This is a genomic window from Stenotrophomonas sp. 1337, assembly GCF_031455455.1.
Taxonomy (GTDB): Bacteria; Pseudomonadota; Gammaproteobacteria; order Xanthomonadales; family Xanthomonadaceae; genus Stenotrophomonas; species Stenotrophomonas indicatrix.
The window spans coordinates 117,187-131,581 of sequence record NZ_JAVDSR010000005.1; the positions used below are offsets into that span (position 1 = coordinate 117,187).

The 14,395-nt window shown below is 62.5% G+C and carries 11 protein-coding genes and 3 pseudogenes; 2 read left to right on the forward strand and 12 right to left on the reverse strand.

Features of this window, described 5'->3' with window-relative positions:
• Positions 1–98: 98 nt before the first annotated feature.
• Positions 99–752 (forward strand): hypothetical protein, encoded by a 654-nt coding sequence (locus tag J2X70_RS09425; RefSeq protein ID WP_080148522.1) that lies wholly within the window; start codon positions 99–101, stop codon positions 750–752.
• Positions 749–2,068: an XVIPCD domain-containing protein gene (locus J2X70_RS09430; protein WP_309910074.1), complete on the forward strand. Its 1,320-nt coding sequence runs from the start codon at positions 749–751 to the stop codon at positions 2,066–2,068. The genes J2X70_RS09425 and J2X70_RS09430 overlap by 4 nt, the downstream gene beginning before the upstream one ends.
• A 61-nt stretch (positions 2,069–2,129) precedes the next feature.
• Here J2X70_RS09430 and J2X70_RS09435 read toward each other — a convergent pair whose 3' ends face one another.
• The 12 genes and pseudogenes from J2X70_RS09435 to J2X70_RS09490 all read right to left on the reverse strand — a co-directional run.
• The gene (locus J2X70_RS09435) at positions 2,130–2,966 is read right to left on the reverse strand and encodes a hypothetical protein (RefSeq protein ID WP_279208993.1); all 837 of its coding nucleotides are present in this window, start codon (positions 2,964–2,966) and stop codon (positions 2,130–2,132) included.
• A gap of 672 nt (positions 2,967–3,638) precedes the next feature.
• Positions 3,639–4,655: an XVIPCD domain-containing protein gene (locus tag J2X70_RS09440; RefSeq protein WP_309910076.1), complete on the reverse strand. Its 1,017-nt coding sequence runs from the start codon at positions 4,653–4,655 to the stop codon at positions 3,639–3,641.
• Positions 4,656–4,712: 57 nt separating this feature from the next.
• A complete protein-coding gene (locus J2X70_RS09445; RefSeq protein WP_032952144.1) occupies positions 4,713–5,249 on the reverse strand; it encodes a hypothetical protein in 537 nt (178 codons plus the stop codon).
• A gap of 360 nt (positions 5,250–5,609) precedes the next feature.
• The gene (locus tag J2X70_RS09450; RefSeq protein ID WP_309910077.1) at positions 5,610–6,653 is read right to left on the reverse strand and encodes a DUF4189 domain-containing protein; all 1,044 of its coding nucleotides are present in this window, start codon (positions 6,651–6,653) and stop codon (positions 5,610–5,612) included.
• Complete coding sequence (locus J2X70_RS09455; RefSeq protein WP_140227284.1) at positions 6,637–7,110, reverse strand: DUF4189 domain-containing protein; 474 nt, start codon at positions 7,108–7,110, stop codon at positions 6,637–6,639. Before J2X70_RS09455 ends, J2X70_RS09450 begins: the two co-directional genes overlap by 17 nt.
• 90 nt (positions 7,111–7,200) lie before the next feature.
• The gene (locus J2X70_RS09460) at positions 7,201–7,404 is read right to left on the reverse strand and encodes a hypothetical protein (protein WP_139784886.1); all 204 of its coding nucleotides are present in this window, start codon (positions 7,402–7,404) and stop codon (positions 7,201–7,203) included.
• A 652-nt stretch (positions 7,405–8,056) separates the two neighbouring features.
• Complete coding sequence (locus J2X70_RS09465) at positions 8,057–8,596, reverse strand: DUF4189 domain-containing protein (RefSeq protein WP_306431521.1); 540 nt, start codon at positions 8,594–8,596, stop codon at positions 8,057–8,059.
• Positions 8,597–8,836: 240 nt separating this feature from the next.
• Positions 8,837–9,256: a type IV secretion system protein gene (locus tag J2X70_RS09470; protein WP_309910083.1), complete on the reverse strand. Its 420-nt coding sequence runs from the start codon at positions 9,254–9,256 to the stop codon at positions 8,837–8,839.
• Positions 9,257–9,483: 227 nt separating this feature from the next.
• Positions 9,484–10,023, reverse strand: a complete 540-nt coding sequence (locus J2X70_RS09475; protein ID WP_309910085.1) for a DUF4189 domain-containing protein — start codon at positions 10,021–10,023, stop codon at positions 9,484–9,486.
• 1,351 nt (positions 10,024–11,374) lie between these two features.
• Positions 11,375–11,663, reverse strand: a pseudogene (locus J2X70_RS09480) (type VI secretion protein); the annotation flags it as partial.
• A gap of 136 nt (positions 11,664–11,799) precedes the next feature.
• Positions 11,800–11,913: pseudogene (locus J2X70_RS09485) on the reverse strand (IS5/IS1182 family transposase); the annotation flags it as partial.
• 797 nt (positions 11,914–12,710) lie between these two features.
• A pseudogene (locus J2X70_RS09490) lies at positions 12,711–13,361 on the reverse strand (type IV secretion system protein); the annotation flags it as partial.
• Positions 13,362–14,395: the final 1,034 nt, after the last annotated feature.

Below are 14,395 nucleotides of genomic sequence, written 5' to 3' on the forward strand. Positions count from 1 at the left end.
GTGATTGCCCGTCCTTCCTCGCCAGTGCGGCGCGCACCTTCGTCGCCTGCAGCGTGCCCCGTCGCGAACGCGCCCACTCCTCCGACCGGAGGCTGACAGTGCGCCGCACATCCCTCCCGTGTCTTGCCTTGCTTCTACTGATTGCCTGCAGCCCGGAGACCGCCATGAACCAGGAACTTGCTTCCGCCGAGTCCGACGTCGCCCAGGGAGGACGTGGCCTGGCCAAGCTCAACCCCTCACCGCGCAAGGCCTATGAACTGGTACTGCGCCTGCACAACCCGCCGGGCAGCTTTGCCGTGGTCGAAGGCGTTGCCCAGTACGATGTCAGCAACGAAGCGCAGTGCGGCTACATCGAGCCCGCCACCGGCGCTCCCGCCCGCATCACCAGCCAGGAGCCGGTGACGCTGCGCAGGGTCACCGACAACGAGTACCGCGGCACCGTCTACCTGGACCGCATGCTCGACGAGGACTACTACGGCCGCGGCGTCTGCCATTGGGCCTTCAGTGGCGCCGGCGCGATGTTGAAGGCGACCGGCGCCGATGGCGAGACGCGCTTCCTGTCCTTCATCGAGGCCGATCCGTTCGTCAAAGGCCAGAGTGAGACGCGCCATTATCCGCAGGGCGACTACCCACGCGTGGCGGACCTGCCCGACTACGGCGCTACCGGCCAGAAGGACGCCAGCCGGTTCCGCCCGGAACTGCAGGACACGCTGTTCTCTGCCACCTTGACGGCCGATGAGGTGCAGCCGTGACCCTCGGCAGCCAGGACTACGCCGCGCTGTCCAACGATGCCTATCGCGACCTGAAAGTCGGTCGCCGCGCCCCCGGACAGGAAGAGCATGTTTCCCTCAATGGGCATGACTACAAGGTGCTCGAGCACGTCAGCAACCGCTTCAATGGCTATCAAGGCACGATCTACCAGCGCGTGGACACGCAGGAGATCGTGGTGTCACATCGCGGCACCGAGCAGATCGCCCGCGATGGCCTCCTCGCCGATGGCGGCATGGTGGTCGCCCGCTACAACGTGCAGGCCGCCGATGCACTTGCACTGACCCAGCGCGCCCTCGCCTACGCTGCCAAGGAAGGGCGGGACCTCGGCCAGGCACCTGAGGTCACCGTCACCGGGCATTCGCTCGGCGGCGCGCTGGCCCAGATCAGCGCGCACCACTACAACCTGAAGGGCGAGACCTTCAACGCCTATGGCGCGGCCAGTCTTGGCTACCGCATTCCCGAAGGCGGCACCAGCGTTGTCAACCACGTCATGGCAGCCGACCCGGTCAGCGCCGCTTCGCCGCACTTCGGCCAGGTGCGCGTATACGCCACGCCCCAGGAGATCGACACGCTGGGCGACTGGGGCTTCAGCAACAGCCGTCTGCGCATCCTGATTCCCGACAGTGCACTTGGCGCGGCCGCCAACTCCTTTGGTTCGCACAAGCTGGTCAATTTCCTCGGCGACGACTCGGTGCTGGGCAGGCCGGAGACGCAGGCCTTGGCCCGCGACAACGTCAAGATGATCGACGAGTACCGGGACAAGATGGAGCTGCTGCGCAGTGGCGTGACCACCGGTACGCGCGGCCTGCCGGGTGGGGTCAAGGATCTCTTCGACCATCTGCGTGGCCCCTTGGAACCGGGCGAACCCGCGCGCCGTGAAGCCGAACGGCAGGGGCGCCCGATCGGCATGCTGCGCATCGACGACGCCGGCCACGTCGGCAACCCCTTGTTCAATGATGCCCTGCGTGGCGTGCACGCACAGGACGCCCGCGTCGGCCGCACACCCGATGGCATGAGCGCGCAACTGGCAGGCTCGCTGGCTGCGGAAATGCATGCCGCCGGCGGACAGCGGATCGACGAGGTACTGATGAGTGCCGACGCGTCACGCAGCTTCGCCCTGCAGGGTGAGGGCGGCGACCCCGGCCATCTGCGCGTGTCCGTCGACACCACCCGCGCGATGAACACGCCGCTGGAGCAGAGCAGCCAGCGCATCGAGCAGCAGGCTGCCGGCCAAGCCCTGGCACGCGAGCAGCAGCTGGAACAGACCCAGGCGACCCAGCGCAGCCTGCACGCCTGAGACGCTTGCTGGAATGAAAACGGGAGCCGGCACTGCCGGCTCCCGTCATTTCCGAGGTCGATCAGGGGCTGGAGACCGCCGAGTTTGCCGCCGGCCCTGCCAGCACGTACGCATCCGGGCCCGAGTCCGGGAATCCGCCACAGGCCTTGTCGCCCGGCGCCACTGGATCACACGGCCACTGCGCGCGCGTCACGGTATCGCGCAGCTCGAAGCGGGTGCCGTTCCACACCACGAAGGCCAGGTGTTCGCGGTTCCAGTCACTGAAGCTGTGCGGACCGGTCTTCTGCGGTGATTCCGGGTATTGCACGAACCAGCGCATGGCCGGCCCGTACTGCAACTTGCTGTGGTCCAGGCTGATCCTGCCTTCGCGGGTGCGGTGACGGGCACGATCGGCCTCGGCGATCAACGGTGCCGCCGGCATTGCCATTGCAGTGATGTCCTGCGGGACGCCATCGCTGCCCACCTGGTACACGCGCTGGCGTACGTAGGCCTGCCCGCAACTGCCGGCTGCGAGTCGGACGGGCTCTGCGGTGTTCTCGTTTGGAAGTGCGCCATCGGCACAGTCGAACGGCGCCGAGACCAGGTAGGTGGTCGTCGACGCATCCGCGCCTTCAAACGAGCGGACCCAGATGTCTCCCAGGCGGGCGATGAAGTCCGGGCGCTGGCCCACGCCGGCCACGGCCTTGAACCACGCCTTCTGGCGCACTTCGCGCTCGCGCCAGCTGCGCGGCAGGTGGATGTCCTGCTCAGGCAAGGCCACCAGCAGCGCCGACAGGTGCGGCGGCAACGCGCCCTGGCAGGCGCCGATCATCAGATCGCCCTGCGGTGCCAGGCGACCGGCCAGATCGACCGGGCAGCGCGCACCGAGCTGGCGCTCGGCGGCCTGGTCTGGTGCCAACGGGATGATCGGCGGTGCGACGGGGGCCGGCGCGGGTAGCGGGACCGGCGCAGAGGCTGGCGCGGTGTCGGGCGACTGTGCGACGGCGGCAGTCGGGGCCGGCACCTGCGCGGGAGCCGGTGGAGGAGCTGCGACAGGAGCCGTTGCGACAGGCGCAGCATTGGTGGAGGCAACGTCGGCCGGCGGTGCCATCGGTGCTGCCGCAGGTGCCGGTGCACTCGCGGGTTCGGCAGAGACGGCTTCCGGAGCCACGCCCGTCGCCGGTTGCGGCTGCGGTGCGGGTTCGGGCGCCGGGGGCATGGACGGCACAGGTGCAGCTACCAGGGCAGGCACCGGCTCAGCCGCGGCGACGGGAGCCGGTGCAGCTACGGCATCAGTTGCGGCGTTAGCGGGCGTCTGCGCGTCCGCCGCGGCCACTACCGGTGCTGGCACCGGCTCCTCGACGGCGGGAGCCGCCGGGGCGTCCGGTGCCTGCTGTGCGTGGGCCATGGCGGCAGCCAGCCCCAGCGGCAGCAGCCACAGTGCCGGAGCGCGGCCACGCTGGGCCGCTTGAGAACGCAGGAAAGTGTTTCGCATGTTGTGTCCTTACAAAGAGATCCATGTAGGCACCCGAGGGTGCTCGGTGTCGTGCGATGGGCCCGCCGGTCTCCGACCTGCCGGGCGGTGCCCAGATTACAGCGATCGCGAGCGATTCTGCTCCTGCTCGCGGATGACCGAAGCGGTCTGTTCCTGGCGGGAAGAGGCTTCGGCCGCCAACTGCTGGCTGCTCTGCTCGAGCGGCAGCTGGGCAGCGGCCTCACGCTGCACCATCGAGCGCTGCATCGCCGGGTCCCCCATGACGCCCTGCACCGCAAACAGCGCCCTGCCGTCGGTACCGGCCACCACGTGATCGATACGGCTCATCCCTGCCTTCTGTGCGCTCAACGCCAAGGCCCCGGCAGCATTGTCCAGTTCCTGCTGGCTGCGCAGGCCACTCTGCGGCCCCATCTGCTGCAGATGCCCCCGTGCCTCGGTGAACAACCGGTTGCCGGCATGGGCCGGATCGGACATATCGCGCGCGCGCTCAGGCAACTGTGCAGGTTCGCCCACTTCGCCGCGGGCAAGCCGGTCCATCACGTCCGGGGTCAGCTTTTGCTGCCACGCCTCGAAACGCTTGAGCCGGTCCTCCACCCCGTTGACGGCACCGTTGATGGCGTACGTAGCCTCGCGCACGTCCTCGCGCGCGTGTTCCGGCACACGGTTCTGCCACTGCCACACCGCGATGCGACCTGCGTGTTCCGGCTCCGATGCCAAGTCGGGCTGGTTGACCAGATCCAGATCCAGCGCACTGCCGGCGCGCTCGTAGCTTTCCTTGCCGGTCAGCGGCAGATAACCGCGCCCGTGGTACTTGAGCGCATCTCCGGGCGCGTCATTGCCCATCCGGCCGCCATACATCAGCTCGGCCAGATCATCCGGACGCCCTCGCAGGGCTTCCTGGCGCGCGGACTCCAGCGCCTCGGTGCCATTGCGCCACGCCGCTTCGACCGGGATCTGCGAGATGCCCCGGGTATAGTTGAAACTCTCGTTGAGCCGGCTCAGGCCGCGCGACTCGTGCCCTGCCTGGGCCATGAAATTGGCCAGTTCAAGGGGGGAGTCGATGCCGGCTTTCGTCGCCTGCCGCAGCAGTTGCGATTCTCTATCGGTCGACACAGTGCAACTCCTGGATGTTCATCAACGCGGATTCCTTTCCGCCGGTTGGAGCTTGGCTCATGGAAGCGACACCTCGGCGACACTGGACGGGTCGAAGTCCTCGAACCGCACCCTGCCCAGTTCCGCCACCGAGAAATCCCGGATGTTGGTCGCCTCGGTCTCGATATCCACAACCTTGCGTCTTACCCCATCCACCCAGCACGCCTTGTCCGCCGATGCGTAACGGAACCGGTACGTGCTGCTCCAGCGCTCGCGGCTGCCGCCGTTGGTGATCACGCTGAAGGTGTCTTCCTCAACCATTGCATACGCAAAAGGGTCGCCAGCCAGGCCACCGCGGGTGGAACACGGCACCAGCTTGTCGTTACGCGCGGCCAGCTGCCAGCGCCCGCGCCCGTCACCGCGCAGCAACAGCAGCACCCGGTTTGGTCCGTGCTGGCCGGGCACCAGCCCTTCCGGCGTCGGCTGGTCGATGACCAGCAGCTGGTACTCGATGCCATCGCCGTTGAGCTCGCCCCTGACGGCTTCCAGCAGGTTCGCACCGGACGGAACGAATGCCAGGGCATCGTCCATGTGTGCGCCAAACCTGTCGTCCATCCCCTCCCACTCCTTCAATGTCGTCTTGCCGATGCCCGCGTTGATGACGGGCACGGGGGCGTTGCCCGGCCGCGCCGGTCACCCTGCAGATGCGGATGATAGCTCCGGGAGCACCGTGGCAGCGATGGTGGCAAGCGTCACCCGTCGAACGGGCAGACAGGGTCCTCATGGACGGAAAAGCTCCTGCAATCGGTAGCGCCGAAGCGTCATTTTTCTGACGCCAGGAGAGCTTAGCGCGAGGAGGTCTATTGCGTCGAAGAGCGCAAGCTTGAAATGGAGCCACCAGTCACAAAATCCGGGTCCACATCCACGAAGCAAGAGGGACGCGGGCGGCGCAGCGCCCCCAAATCGCCCGTAGCGTCACATGCAGTTGTTGAATACCAGAGGACAGGCCTTCGCATCGGCATCGATACATTCTCCCACTGCCTTTTCCTCCGCTTCGGGCAGCGTCCCGGCCACGGCAGAATAGGTCTGCACAACGTCACTGCCCCTGCTGCGGGCACGGACCACTGCGGCGCACTGGCCAAGCGTGAACGCAGCCACCACTTTGCAGTCACCTGCCCCGCACTGGCTGACCGCGGTGTCACGTGCATCACGCTCGTTCAAGCCCATATGGATCGCGTAGGCCTTGGGCGCACTGCCTGCCGCGATCGCGCTCCAAGACTGGGCCATGTTGGCCACCATGCGGCCATCCTTTGCGGTTCCCGTGGACGCGCCTCGCTTGTCGAGCGGCTTTGCGATGAACTCCGTGGCCCCCGGAAAAGGCTGGAACTTCGGATCCGCAACCTTGCCTAGAACGTTCAGTGAAACGCGTTGGATGAAGCGCTCGGCCGCCTTGTAGCCGTACTTCCAGCCAGTGCAGAAAGCCTGCTCTGGCGGACTCTTGCAATCGCTACCACCCGCCGCGACGCAAGCGCTGCCGGCGCCGGCCGCAGCCTCCTGCTTGCTGGCGCCATGGCCCAGGTACATTCCGCCGTACCCGCTGTACGCCGGGGCCACGCACGTGTTGGCAAAGGTGACAATCGGATAACAGACGCCCTTGCACTGCTTCATGGCGTTGGTCAGCGCATCGTCGCTTGTCTCGTCGTTCAGATGGACGTACCACGCCCCATCTTCAGTGTTGACCGCCAGCGAACCCCACCAGTCGCGCTTGGCGTCCTTCCTCAGCTGCGCGTTGCGGGCTGCAGCGATGTTCCGCGCAATCTGGTCGGCGATATAGTCTTCTTCGGTGTACACATAGCTGCTGGCTTGCTGGCTCTGCTGCCACTGCACGTAATTGTTGACGTTCTGCGCGTGCTGCTGCATCTGCGCCTGACGACCATTCTGCGCCATCGCCGGCATCACGGCAGCCGCGAGCAGGACAGTGCACAACCAGCGCAAGCAACGGTCAGAAGCAGTATTCACTCTGCACCCCGCACTTCTTCGCACCCGACGCCTGGCAACGATCCATCGCCTTGCGGCTCAATTCGCCAGCTTTGACCGTGCGACCATCACCTGCTTCAACGAAGGTGGCTCGGACGTTGGGCCGGGAGTCTGCATCGCTGGCGATCACCATGCAGTAATGACGAATCGGGAAAGTAGTCAGATCTTCGCATCCGCCCCACTTCTTGCTGCAGTCGCGTCGTGCCATCAACTTGGCCTCTACCTCCGAACCACCCACAGCGGTTACAACCTGCTGCTTGGCATCGCTAACCGCCATGCCGATATACATTTCCCTGCCTTCAGGAATCTGTGCGGTCATGGTTCCGGGAGGCGGCAACCCCTCCAGGCCAGACTTCTGCTGCGCGATCGCCCCGCCGCTTACCAGCAGCACGGCAACCAGCCCACATCCCATGTGCGTCATGCGCTTCTGCATGTCCATTCTCCACTCGTCGCCAGATCGGGCGCAGATCTTGCGCCACCAGGACGAATACAATAACGCTCGAAACAGAACTATAGTATCGGAACTTTCCTACAGTGAATCAGAGGGGGAGAAGCCAAGCCCAAAAAGGGCTAAGCCCTGCTGGCTGCCCAGAAACCCAGCAGCTCGCTTATGCGGATTTGCAGATACGCCCCCCTCGGAGCCAACAACATTATTGAGGATCGTTGCCTCGTCCGGAATCGCATCCAACGCGCTGAACCAGACTAACAGCCCCATTAACGCGATCTTTTCCAACCTTCTTTTCATCCCAGGCGCTCAACGCATACCACTACTGCCGAAGAGGAATGCCCGGCATTGCGCCCGTCTCGCAGAGCGATAGCCCTCGCGGCCCGAGCAAGGATAACGTGGCAGATGTAAGCCAGCAGTGTCTTCCAGGACGCTGCCCGTTCAATTCCGGCAAGAATGATCTCGCGACGGGCTGCGAGCGAAACGGCTCTTTCTGGAACCTCAATACTTTTTAAATAAAGGCTCCGTGCAGTCGCTCTAGACGGCTTCGCAGGCACCCGATTTATCGTTCTCACAAATTCCTTGAGCCAGACTCTCGGCGCGCTACAAAGTCGGCCCACTGCACACTTTGCCATGGCATCGCGCTCAGCAGCCTTCTTCGAAAGCTGGCCGGTTGGAACACCCGCGTCTGACGTGACGGGGGTACAGCGACGCCGCCCCAGGTTCTTATCCATTCACCTATAGGTCTCGGGCGCGGCGACGGGCTCTGCTGCGAAACTCCGCCCCCTGCACCTGGAATCGGGGCGCAGCCTTGCACACCCCGGCCCCCGATAGCATACATGCCCGGGGGACATCCACCGCTACTCTCCGTTTTTTCTACTGCCCGAGGCCTGACCGAATTCGCCCCTTTGCCTGCAGCCCGCTGCGTCAGGCATCCCTGTCAGAAACTCTCGAATCGAGGCTCACTACAGTCAGAATAGACAATCTCACACTGCAAGCCTCCCTCTTTAGTACAGGACTTCATTGCAGTGTCGGACGCGCTCTGTACGGTTGGACCACCTGCAAACGATGAACCGGTGTTGGATGCCTTGGGGGTCGCTATTGCGGCGCATTGATTCTCGTAGGCAAGCATGACCTTGCAGTCATCTGCGCCCCAAGTTGCGCACTGGGCAAGCGCCACCTTCTCGGCTTCTCTTTTTGAGTCCTTCCCCTTCGAAACCCCGGTATCTCCACCTCGCCCTATGGCCATGGCCCCCCACGTCTTATGCCATCGCCCAGTTGGTCGCGGCGGAGGTGCGGGCAACTGTTGAGAGCTCGCTCCACTAGCGCCAGGGATTGGCGCGCAACCCTGCACCCCTTGCCCACCGATGGGGTACATGCCAGGCGGACAGCCACCTTCAGCGGCAGCGTGGAATGGCCATACAGAAACAAGAACCATCAGGCCCCCCATGCAAAGGGCTTGTATACCTTTCGAGCTCATACTATTCCGCCTTCTCAATCCGAAGATGCTGCACCACGCTTACCAGTCTGGGGGAACCACCATGCCCGAAGTGTCTTGGCCGGCAATACGACTGGTGCCCTGGGTACCGTGCGAGACAGGGGTTCCCTGAGTTGCCGTCGGCATCGACGGCGTGAAACCACCACCACCACCACCCTGCGAGCCCGGCGGCTGACCCTGCGGACCAGGCGAAGCCGCCCCAGCACTACCGCCTATCTGAGACTATGCCATGAAGTACCCAGCGTACCCTGGAAGAACATAGCGACCATTGGGGGCAGTCAGAATCCGCGTCGTGGGGATCAACCCCATGCCGCCCTGCTGCAGCGCCATGCTGCTCATGCCTTCGGTCAGGTGGGTGCTCAACAGCGCGCCCAAGGCGGCAGCACCACAGAACGAGGCGGCAACGCGAGCGACCATTTCCATCGCAATACCGGTCATTGCTGCCAGCGCTGCCATCGAGAACATGGTACCGATTCCATAGAACAACCATCGCTGGAACAACGATTTGGTCTGCTCGAACAGCAGGCACAGGATGAACAGCGGGCCAAAGCCGATGAACCACATCGCACGCCTCTTCGCGCTGTCCAGGGTGACGTCGCCCGCCCCATCCAGCACGCTTACCGATGTCAGCGCCAGCTGCATGTGGCCAAGGTTGCGATCGATCAGCTCTTCCGCCGTGTCATGCTCCGGTCACCACATCAGGCCATTTCTTCTTGAGCGTCCTCGGCGAGGGCAACTTCCAGATTCTCGGTCGAATGGCCAGCTCAACCAACGTCAAACGATGGCATTTCGACTAGAGATCCTCGTTACTTCCGAACGAGTGGATATTCACTCGCAAGGGCCAGACCTACACCGCAACTAAAGATCGGCTAGTACTTTTTAAAGATCTGCTCCGTGCAGTTCTCGTGGATCACAGTGCATGCCCCTGGCTGATCGTTCTGGCAGATTCCCTGCGCCATTTCCCCCGCACGCTCGAGCGTTGGGCCGGTACCAATTCCAGACCTGCCATTCCCTGTGCGGCCGCTGGGCACTACCCAAGACATACATTGATTAAAGTAGGTAACGCTTACCTTGCAGTCTCGTGCTCCGCTATCTGCGCAATTTGCCATGGCATCGCGCTCAGCAGCCTTCTTCGAAAGCTGGCCGGTTGAAACACCGGCGTCTGACGTAGTCGGGGATACAGCGACGCCGCCCCAGGTTCTTATCCATTCACCCAAAGGTCTCGGGGGCGGCGACGGGCTCTGCTGCGAAACTCCGCCCCCTGCACCTGGAATCGGGGCGCAGCCTTGCACACCCTGGCCCCCGATAGGATACGAGCCGGGGGGACAGCCGCCTTCCGCGTAGGCGACATGTGCCCCCAGAAAAGCGAATCCAAGAGTGCAAAGGCGTATGGACCGCAAACTAATCATAAGAAACCCTCTTCAAATCTCGAGCGGCACGATCAATCAAGAGCCATTGGGTACAGCATTACCTCTTTGGCCAGGAGAGGCGGGCGTAACATCGTTGATCTTTGGCATGGCAACCTGCCCGGCAGCACTATCGGCCCTGTTCACCGAATGCTGCGGAGGCATGTGCGCACCACCGCCACCACCACCACCCTGCGAACCCGGCGGCTGACCCTGCGGGCCAGGCGAAGCCGACCCAGCACTACCGCCTATCTGCGAATATGCCATGAAGGTGCTGAAGACACCCCGGAAGAACATCGCGGCCATCGTGGCGCGGTAGAACCTGCGTAGTCAGAATGAAGTTATGCCCCGTACCGCAGCGTCATGCGGCATGCCTTCGGTCGGATTGGACACGGCCGCACACTCAGCGCGGGCACGGGCCAGCAACCTTCTTCGAAAGCTGGCCGGTCGAAACACCGACAACTGACGTAGTCGGGGATACAGCGACGCCGCCAGGTTCTTATAAAAAGGTCTCGGGGGGCGGCGACGGGCTCTGCTGCGAAACTCCGCCCCCCTGCGCCTGGAATCGGGGCGCAGCCTTGCACACCCTAGCCCCCGATGGGGTACATGCCCGGCGGGCAGCCGCCCTCGGCATGTGCAATCTTGGAGCAAATCACTCCAACCAGCAGCAACGGGATAGCAAGGATTGCGGGAATCATAGTTCCTTCCAGAAGCTACAGTCAGTCAACTGCATTGCGCGGCTGGATTACAGAATGCTGGCGTTACGCATTGGCTCACATAAACCAACAGCTCATCTGCAACTAGTACTCCCGGAAAACTGGCTCAGAGCACTCGGTATGCGAGATTACGCAACGCCCCCCGCCCGCATCATTGCAACTTGCCAGTGCATTCTTCTTTGCTGTAGCCAGATCCACCGCCGTATTGACGGAGCCTCTGCCCTTTCCGGAATTCGGCACGGAGAATGCCACGCACTGATTGTAATAGGTGAGCGATGTCTTGCAGTCCCTGGCACCTTCCGACTCGCAAATGCGCCGCGCCTCGGTCTCGGCAGCAGCCTCGCTCGTCTTGTTCGCCGACGTACCTATCAGATCGGACGTTGGCGACTGCACCACCGCTCCCCACCTGGTCAACCACTCACCTGAAGGCCTCGGCGGCTGTGGCACGCCCCCCTGGGCCGGCCCTCCACCCGAAGAGCCCCCCGGAATCGGAGCGCAGCCCTGCACACCCTGACCACCGATGGAATAGTAGCCGGATGGACAGTTCCCTTCAGCGAAAGCCGAAGCTGAAAGTGCAAGAGAAACAAGTGAAACCGCCAGTACAGAGATCCGCCTCATCACGCACTCCATATTCCGAATCAAGCATTCATTGTCGGAGCATTACCCCGCTGGCCAGATTGAACCGGCGTGTCAACCGCGTTCTGGAACCTGGGCGTTACGCCTTCAAGTGGCGCTTGTTGACTCTGATTGTTTGCAGGGGCAGACGGCTTAAACATACCGCCACCACCACCGTGCGAACCCGGCGGCTGACCCTGCGGGCCAGGAGAAGCCGACCCAGCACTACCGCCTATCTGCGAATATGCCATGAAGGTACCCAGCGTACCCTGGAAGAACATCGCAGCCATTGGGGGGGGCAGTCAGAATCAGCAGCTTCGGGATGAAGCCACACCGTTATACAGGAGCGTTATGCGGCATGCCCTCGGTCAGGTTGGACACAAGCATCACCAGACTCTCGGCTGTATTGACCGATATATCGCCTTTTCCAGAGCGTGGGCAATTGTGAGGAAATCTGAGTCAGTAGTATCCTCCAAGACACTACCGATTCAATCTCGGCCAGAATAATCTCGCGGCGGGCCTGCTTGTGCTTGCCCACGCGCTCAGCAGCAAAAAATTCAATTGCATGATGCACTACACCAAAGGTGGCAAACAGCTTTGCATCGGCTGACAACCGGTGGCAATACGGCACAGCTCGCAGTGAGTCGTTCAATGCCCCCCTAATACTTCTTGAAGAAGGGAATAGTACACGCGGAGTAGATGGATTTGCATTGCGTTCCACCCGCCGCTTTGCAGTCCTGTAAGGCGGCCTGTGTTGCCTCTTCTTCTGTAGCAGCGCTGACGTATTTCGTTCCAGTGGACACCAGCTCGGGAGAGGAGACTGCTGAGACACACTGATTCTGGTAGACAAAGTCCACCTTGCAACGCCCACCGCCCTGCCGTTCGCAGTTCTCCAGTGCCTTGCGCCTGGCGGCCCCTTCGGTGAGCTCACTAACTGAAGCCCCCCCTTGCTTTCCCTCGGACGGGCTTGCAAGAGCCCCCCAAGTTTTGATCCATTCACCCATCGGACGCGGGGGCATTGGCGTGGATGAAGGTGCGCCTCCCCCGCCTCCCTGCGCGCCTGGAATCGGCGCGCAACCTTGGACACCCTGCCCACCAATGGGATACATCCCCGGCGGGCAAGCTCCCTCGGCATGCGCCGAAGAGACCGCGAAGTACCCCAATGAAATGAGGGCCAAGCGCATCAAGGGAATGAACATATCTGACCTCAACCTCGTTCGTTGTTTGCCACACCACGTTGGCCGGTGCTCGGGCCGGAATCAGCGAAGCCACCAAGCTGGGACCCAGCCGCCCCCTTGTGCTGCCCCCCACAGAATTAACTGGAACAGGTGGCATAAACACTGCGCCACCACCCGAACCTGACGAACCCGGCGGCTGACCCTGCGGGCCAGGCGAAGCCGACCCAGCACTACCGCCTATCTGCGAATATGCCATGAAGGTACCCCAGAACGAAGCAGCGACGCGGGCGACCATTTCCATCGCAATACCGGTCATTGCTGCCAGCACGGCCATCGAGAACATGGTACCGATTCCATAGAACAACCAGCGCTGGAACAACGATTTGGTCTGCTCGAACAGCAGGCACAGGATGAACAGCGGGCCAAAGCCGATGAACATGGCCATCGCGACCTGGTACAGCAGCAACATGGCACCGGCAGTGACTGCAGGACCGCCCGTGCCCAGGCCGATGAACCACATCGCTCGCGTCTTCGCGCTGTCCAGGGTGACGTCGCCCGCCACATCCAGCACGCTTACCGATGTCAGCGCCAACTGCATGTAGCCAAGGTTGCGATCGATCAGCTCTTCGGCCGTGTCGTCCTTGCCGGTCACCACATAGGTGATCTCGTCCTGGACGTCCTGGGTCAGGAAGGACTGCAGATCCTTGCCGAACATCGCCATCGACGTGGCCACGGTGACGATGAGCGCCGCGCGCGCCATGTTCGTGGCCAGCGCTGCCATCGAATCGCGGCTGCGCCCGGTCACGATGCGGAAGCCCTGGATCAGCACCCAAGTCGAACAATGCGGGCTTTCAGGAGTTGGCAGATGGTGCGCTACGTCTGAGCCCTGATGAAGCATGTCTGACCTCATCGCTATGAATCTTCAGCATGGCCAGCTGGCTAATTGCTGCGACTGCCTTATTCGTAAATGGCTTCGCCGGCGCGAATACCCCACCACCCGAACGCGACGAATCCGGCGGCGGACCACTAGGCCCAGCGACTTTGGCAGGGCACTAACAGCCATCTACGAATATGCGCGGCTACCCATGAGCCTTCCGGCGGGGCGTCCCAACCCTCGGGCGTGGAGTCACTCCTCCAATCGCACGGAATATCACCTAGCTGGCTAATGCCTGCGTGATATGCATCTAAAGCCAGGCGAGCAACAACCTTCTGAGAAAAAACACGGACGCAAAGTGCAGATCCAAATTAAAACAACAGAGCCAAACGGCAATCACAATTCATGCCAGAGAAAAATATTGCGAACCAATATCCACTTTCGATCCTACTGCCTCTATCCCACGTCATCTCTCTGAAAGCGAGGCATCTTTGATTACCCACAAGCTGCGTTGATTCGTCGTTCTTTGGATCACCGAAGGCAGCCCTAGAACTTTTTGAAAACGGGCAAGGAACATTCGGAATAGACTACGGTGCACTCCCCCCCCCCCGTGTCCTTGCAATGCTCGATTGCGTTTCCGGCCACAGTCTCTGCATCAACCGCCGTATCCAGCGAGCCCTGTCCCTTCCCTGAAGATGGCACCGCAAATGCAACGCACTGGTTGTAGTACGTTACAGAAGACTTGCAGTCCTTTGCACCTTCCGCCGCGCACTTTTTGATGGCCACAGCTACTGCTCGCCGTTCGCTCGATTCATTGGAAGATGTGCCGACGAGACTTGAAGTTGGCGACTCGGCTACAGCCCCCCATCGCGTCAACCATTCGCCCAGTGGCTGAGGCGGCGCAGAAACTGCTGGGCCGGAAGCACCGCTACTCGTCCCGGGTATTGGCGCGCAGCCTTGAACGCCCTGCCCACCGATAGGATACGACCCTG

Bases quoted from the DNA above. Each gene is read 5' to 3' on its own strand.
- J2X70_RS09475 (WP_309910085.1), bottom strand. From the start codon at position 10,023: ATGATTAGTTTGCGGTCCATACGCCTTTGCACTCTTGGATTCGCTTTT.
- J2X70_RS09455 (WP_140227284.1), bottom strand. From the start codon at position 7,110: ATGGACATGCAGAAGCGCATGACGCACATGGGATGTGGGCTGGTTGCC.
- J2X70_RS09465 (WP_306431521.1), bottom strand. From the start codon at position 8,596: ATGAGCTCGAAAGGTATACAAGCCCTTTGCATGGGGGGCCTGATGGTT.
- J2X70_RS09445 (WP_032952144.1), bottom strand. From the start codon at position 5,249: ATGGACGACAGGTTTGGCGCACACATGGACGATGCCCTGGCATTCGTT.
- J2X70_RS09470 (WP_309910083.1), bottom strand. From the start codon at position 9,256: ATGCAGCTGGCGCTGACATCGGTAAGCGTGCTGGATGGGGCGGGCGAC.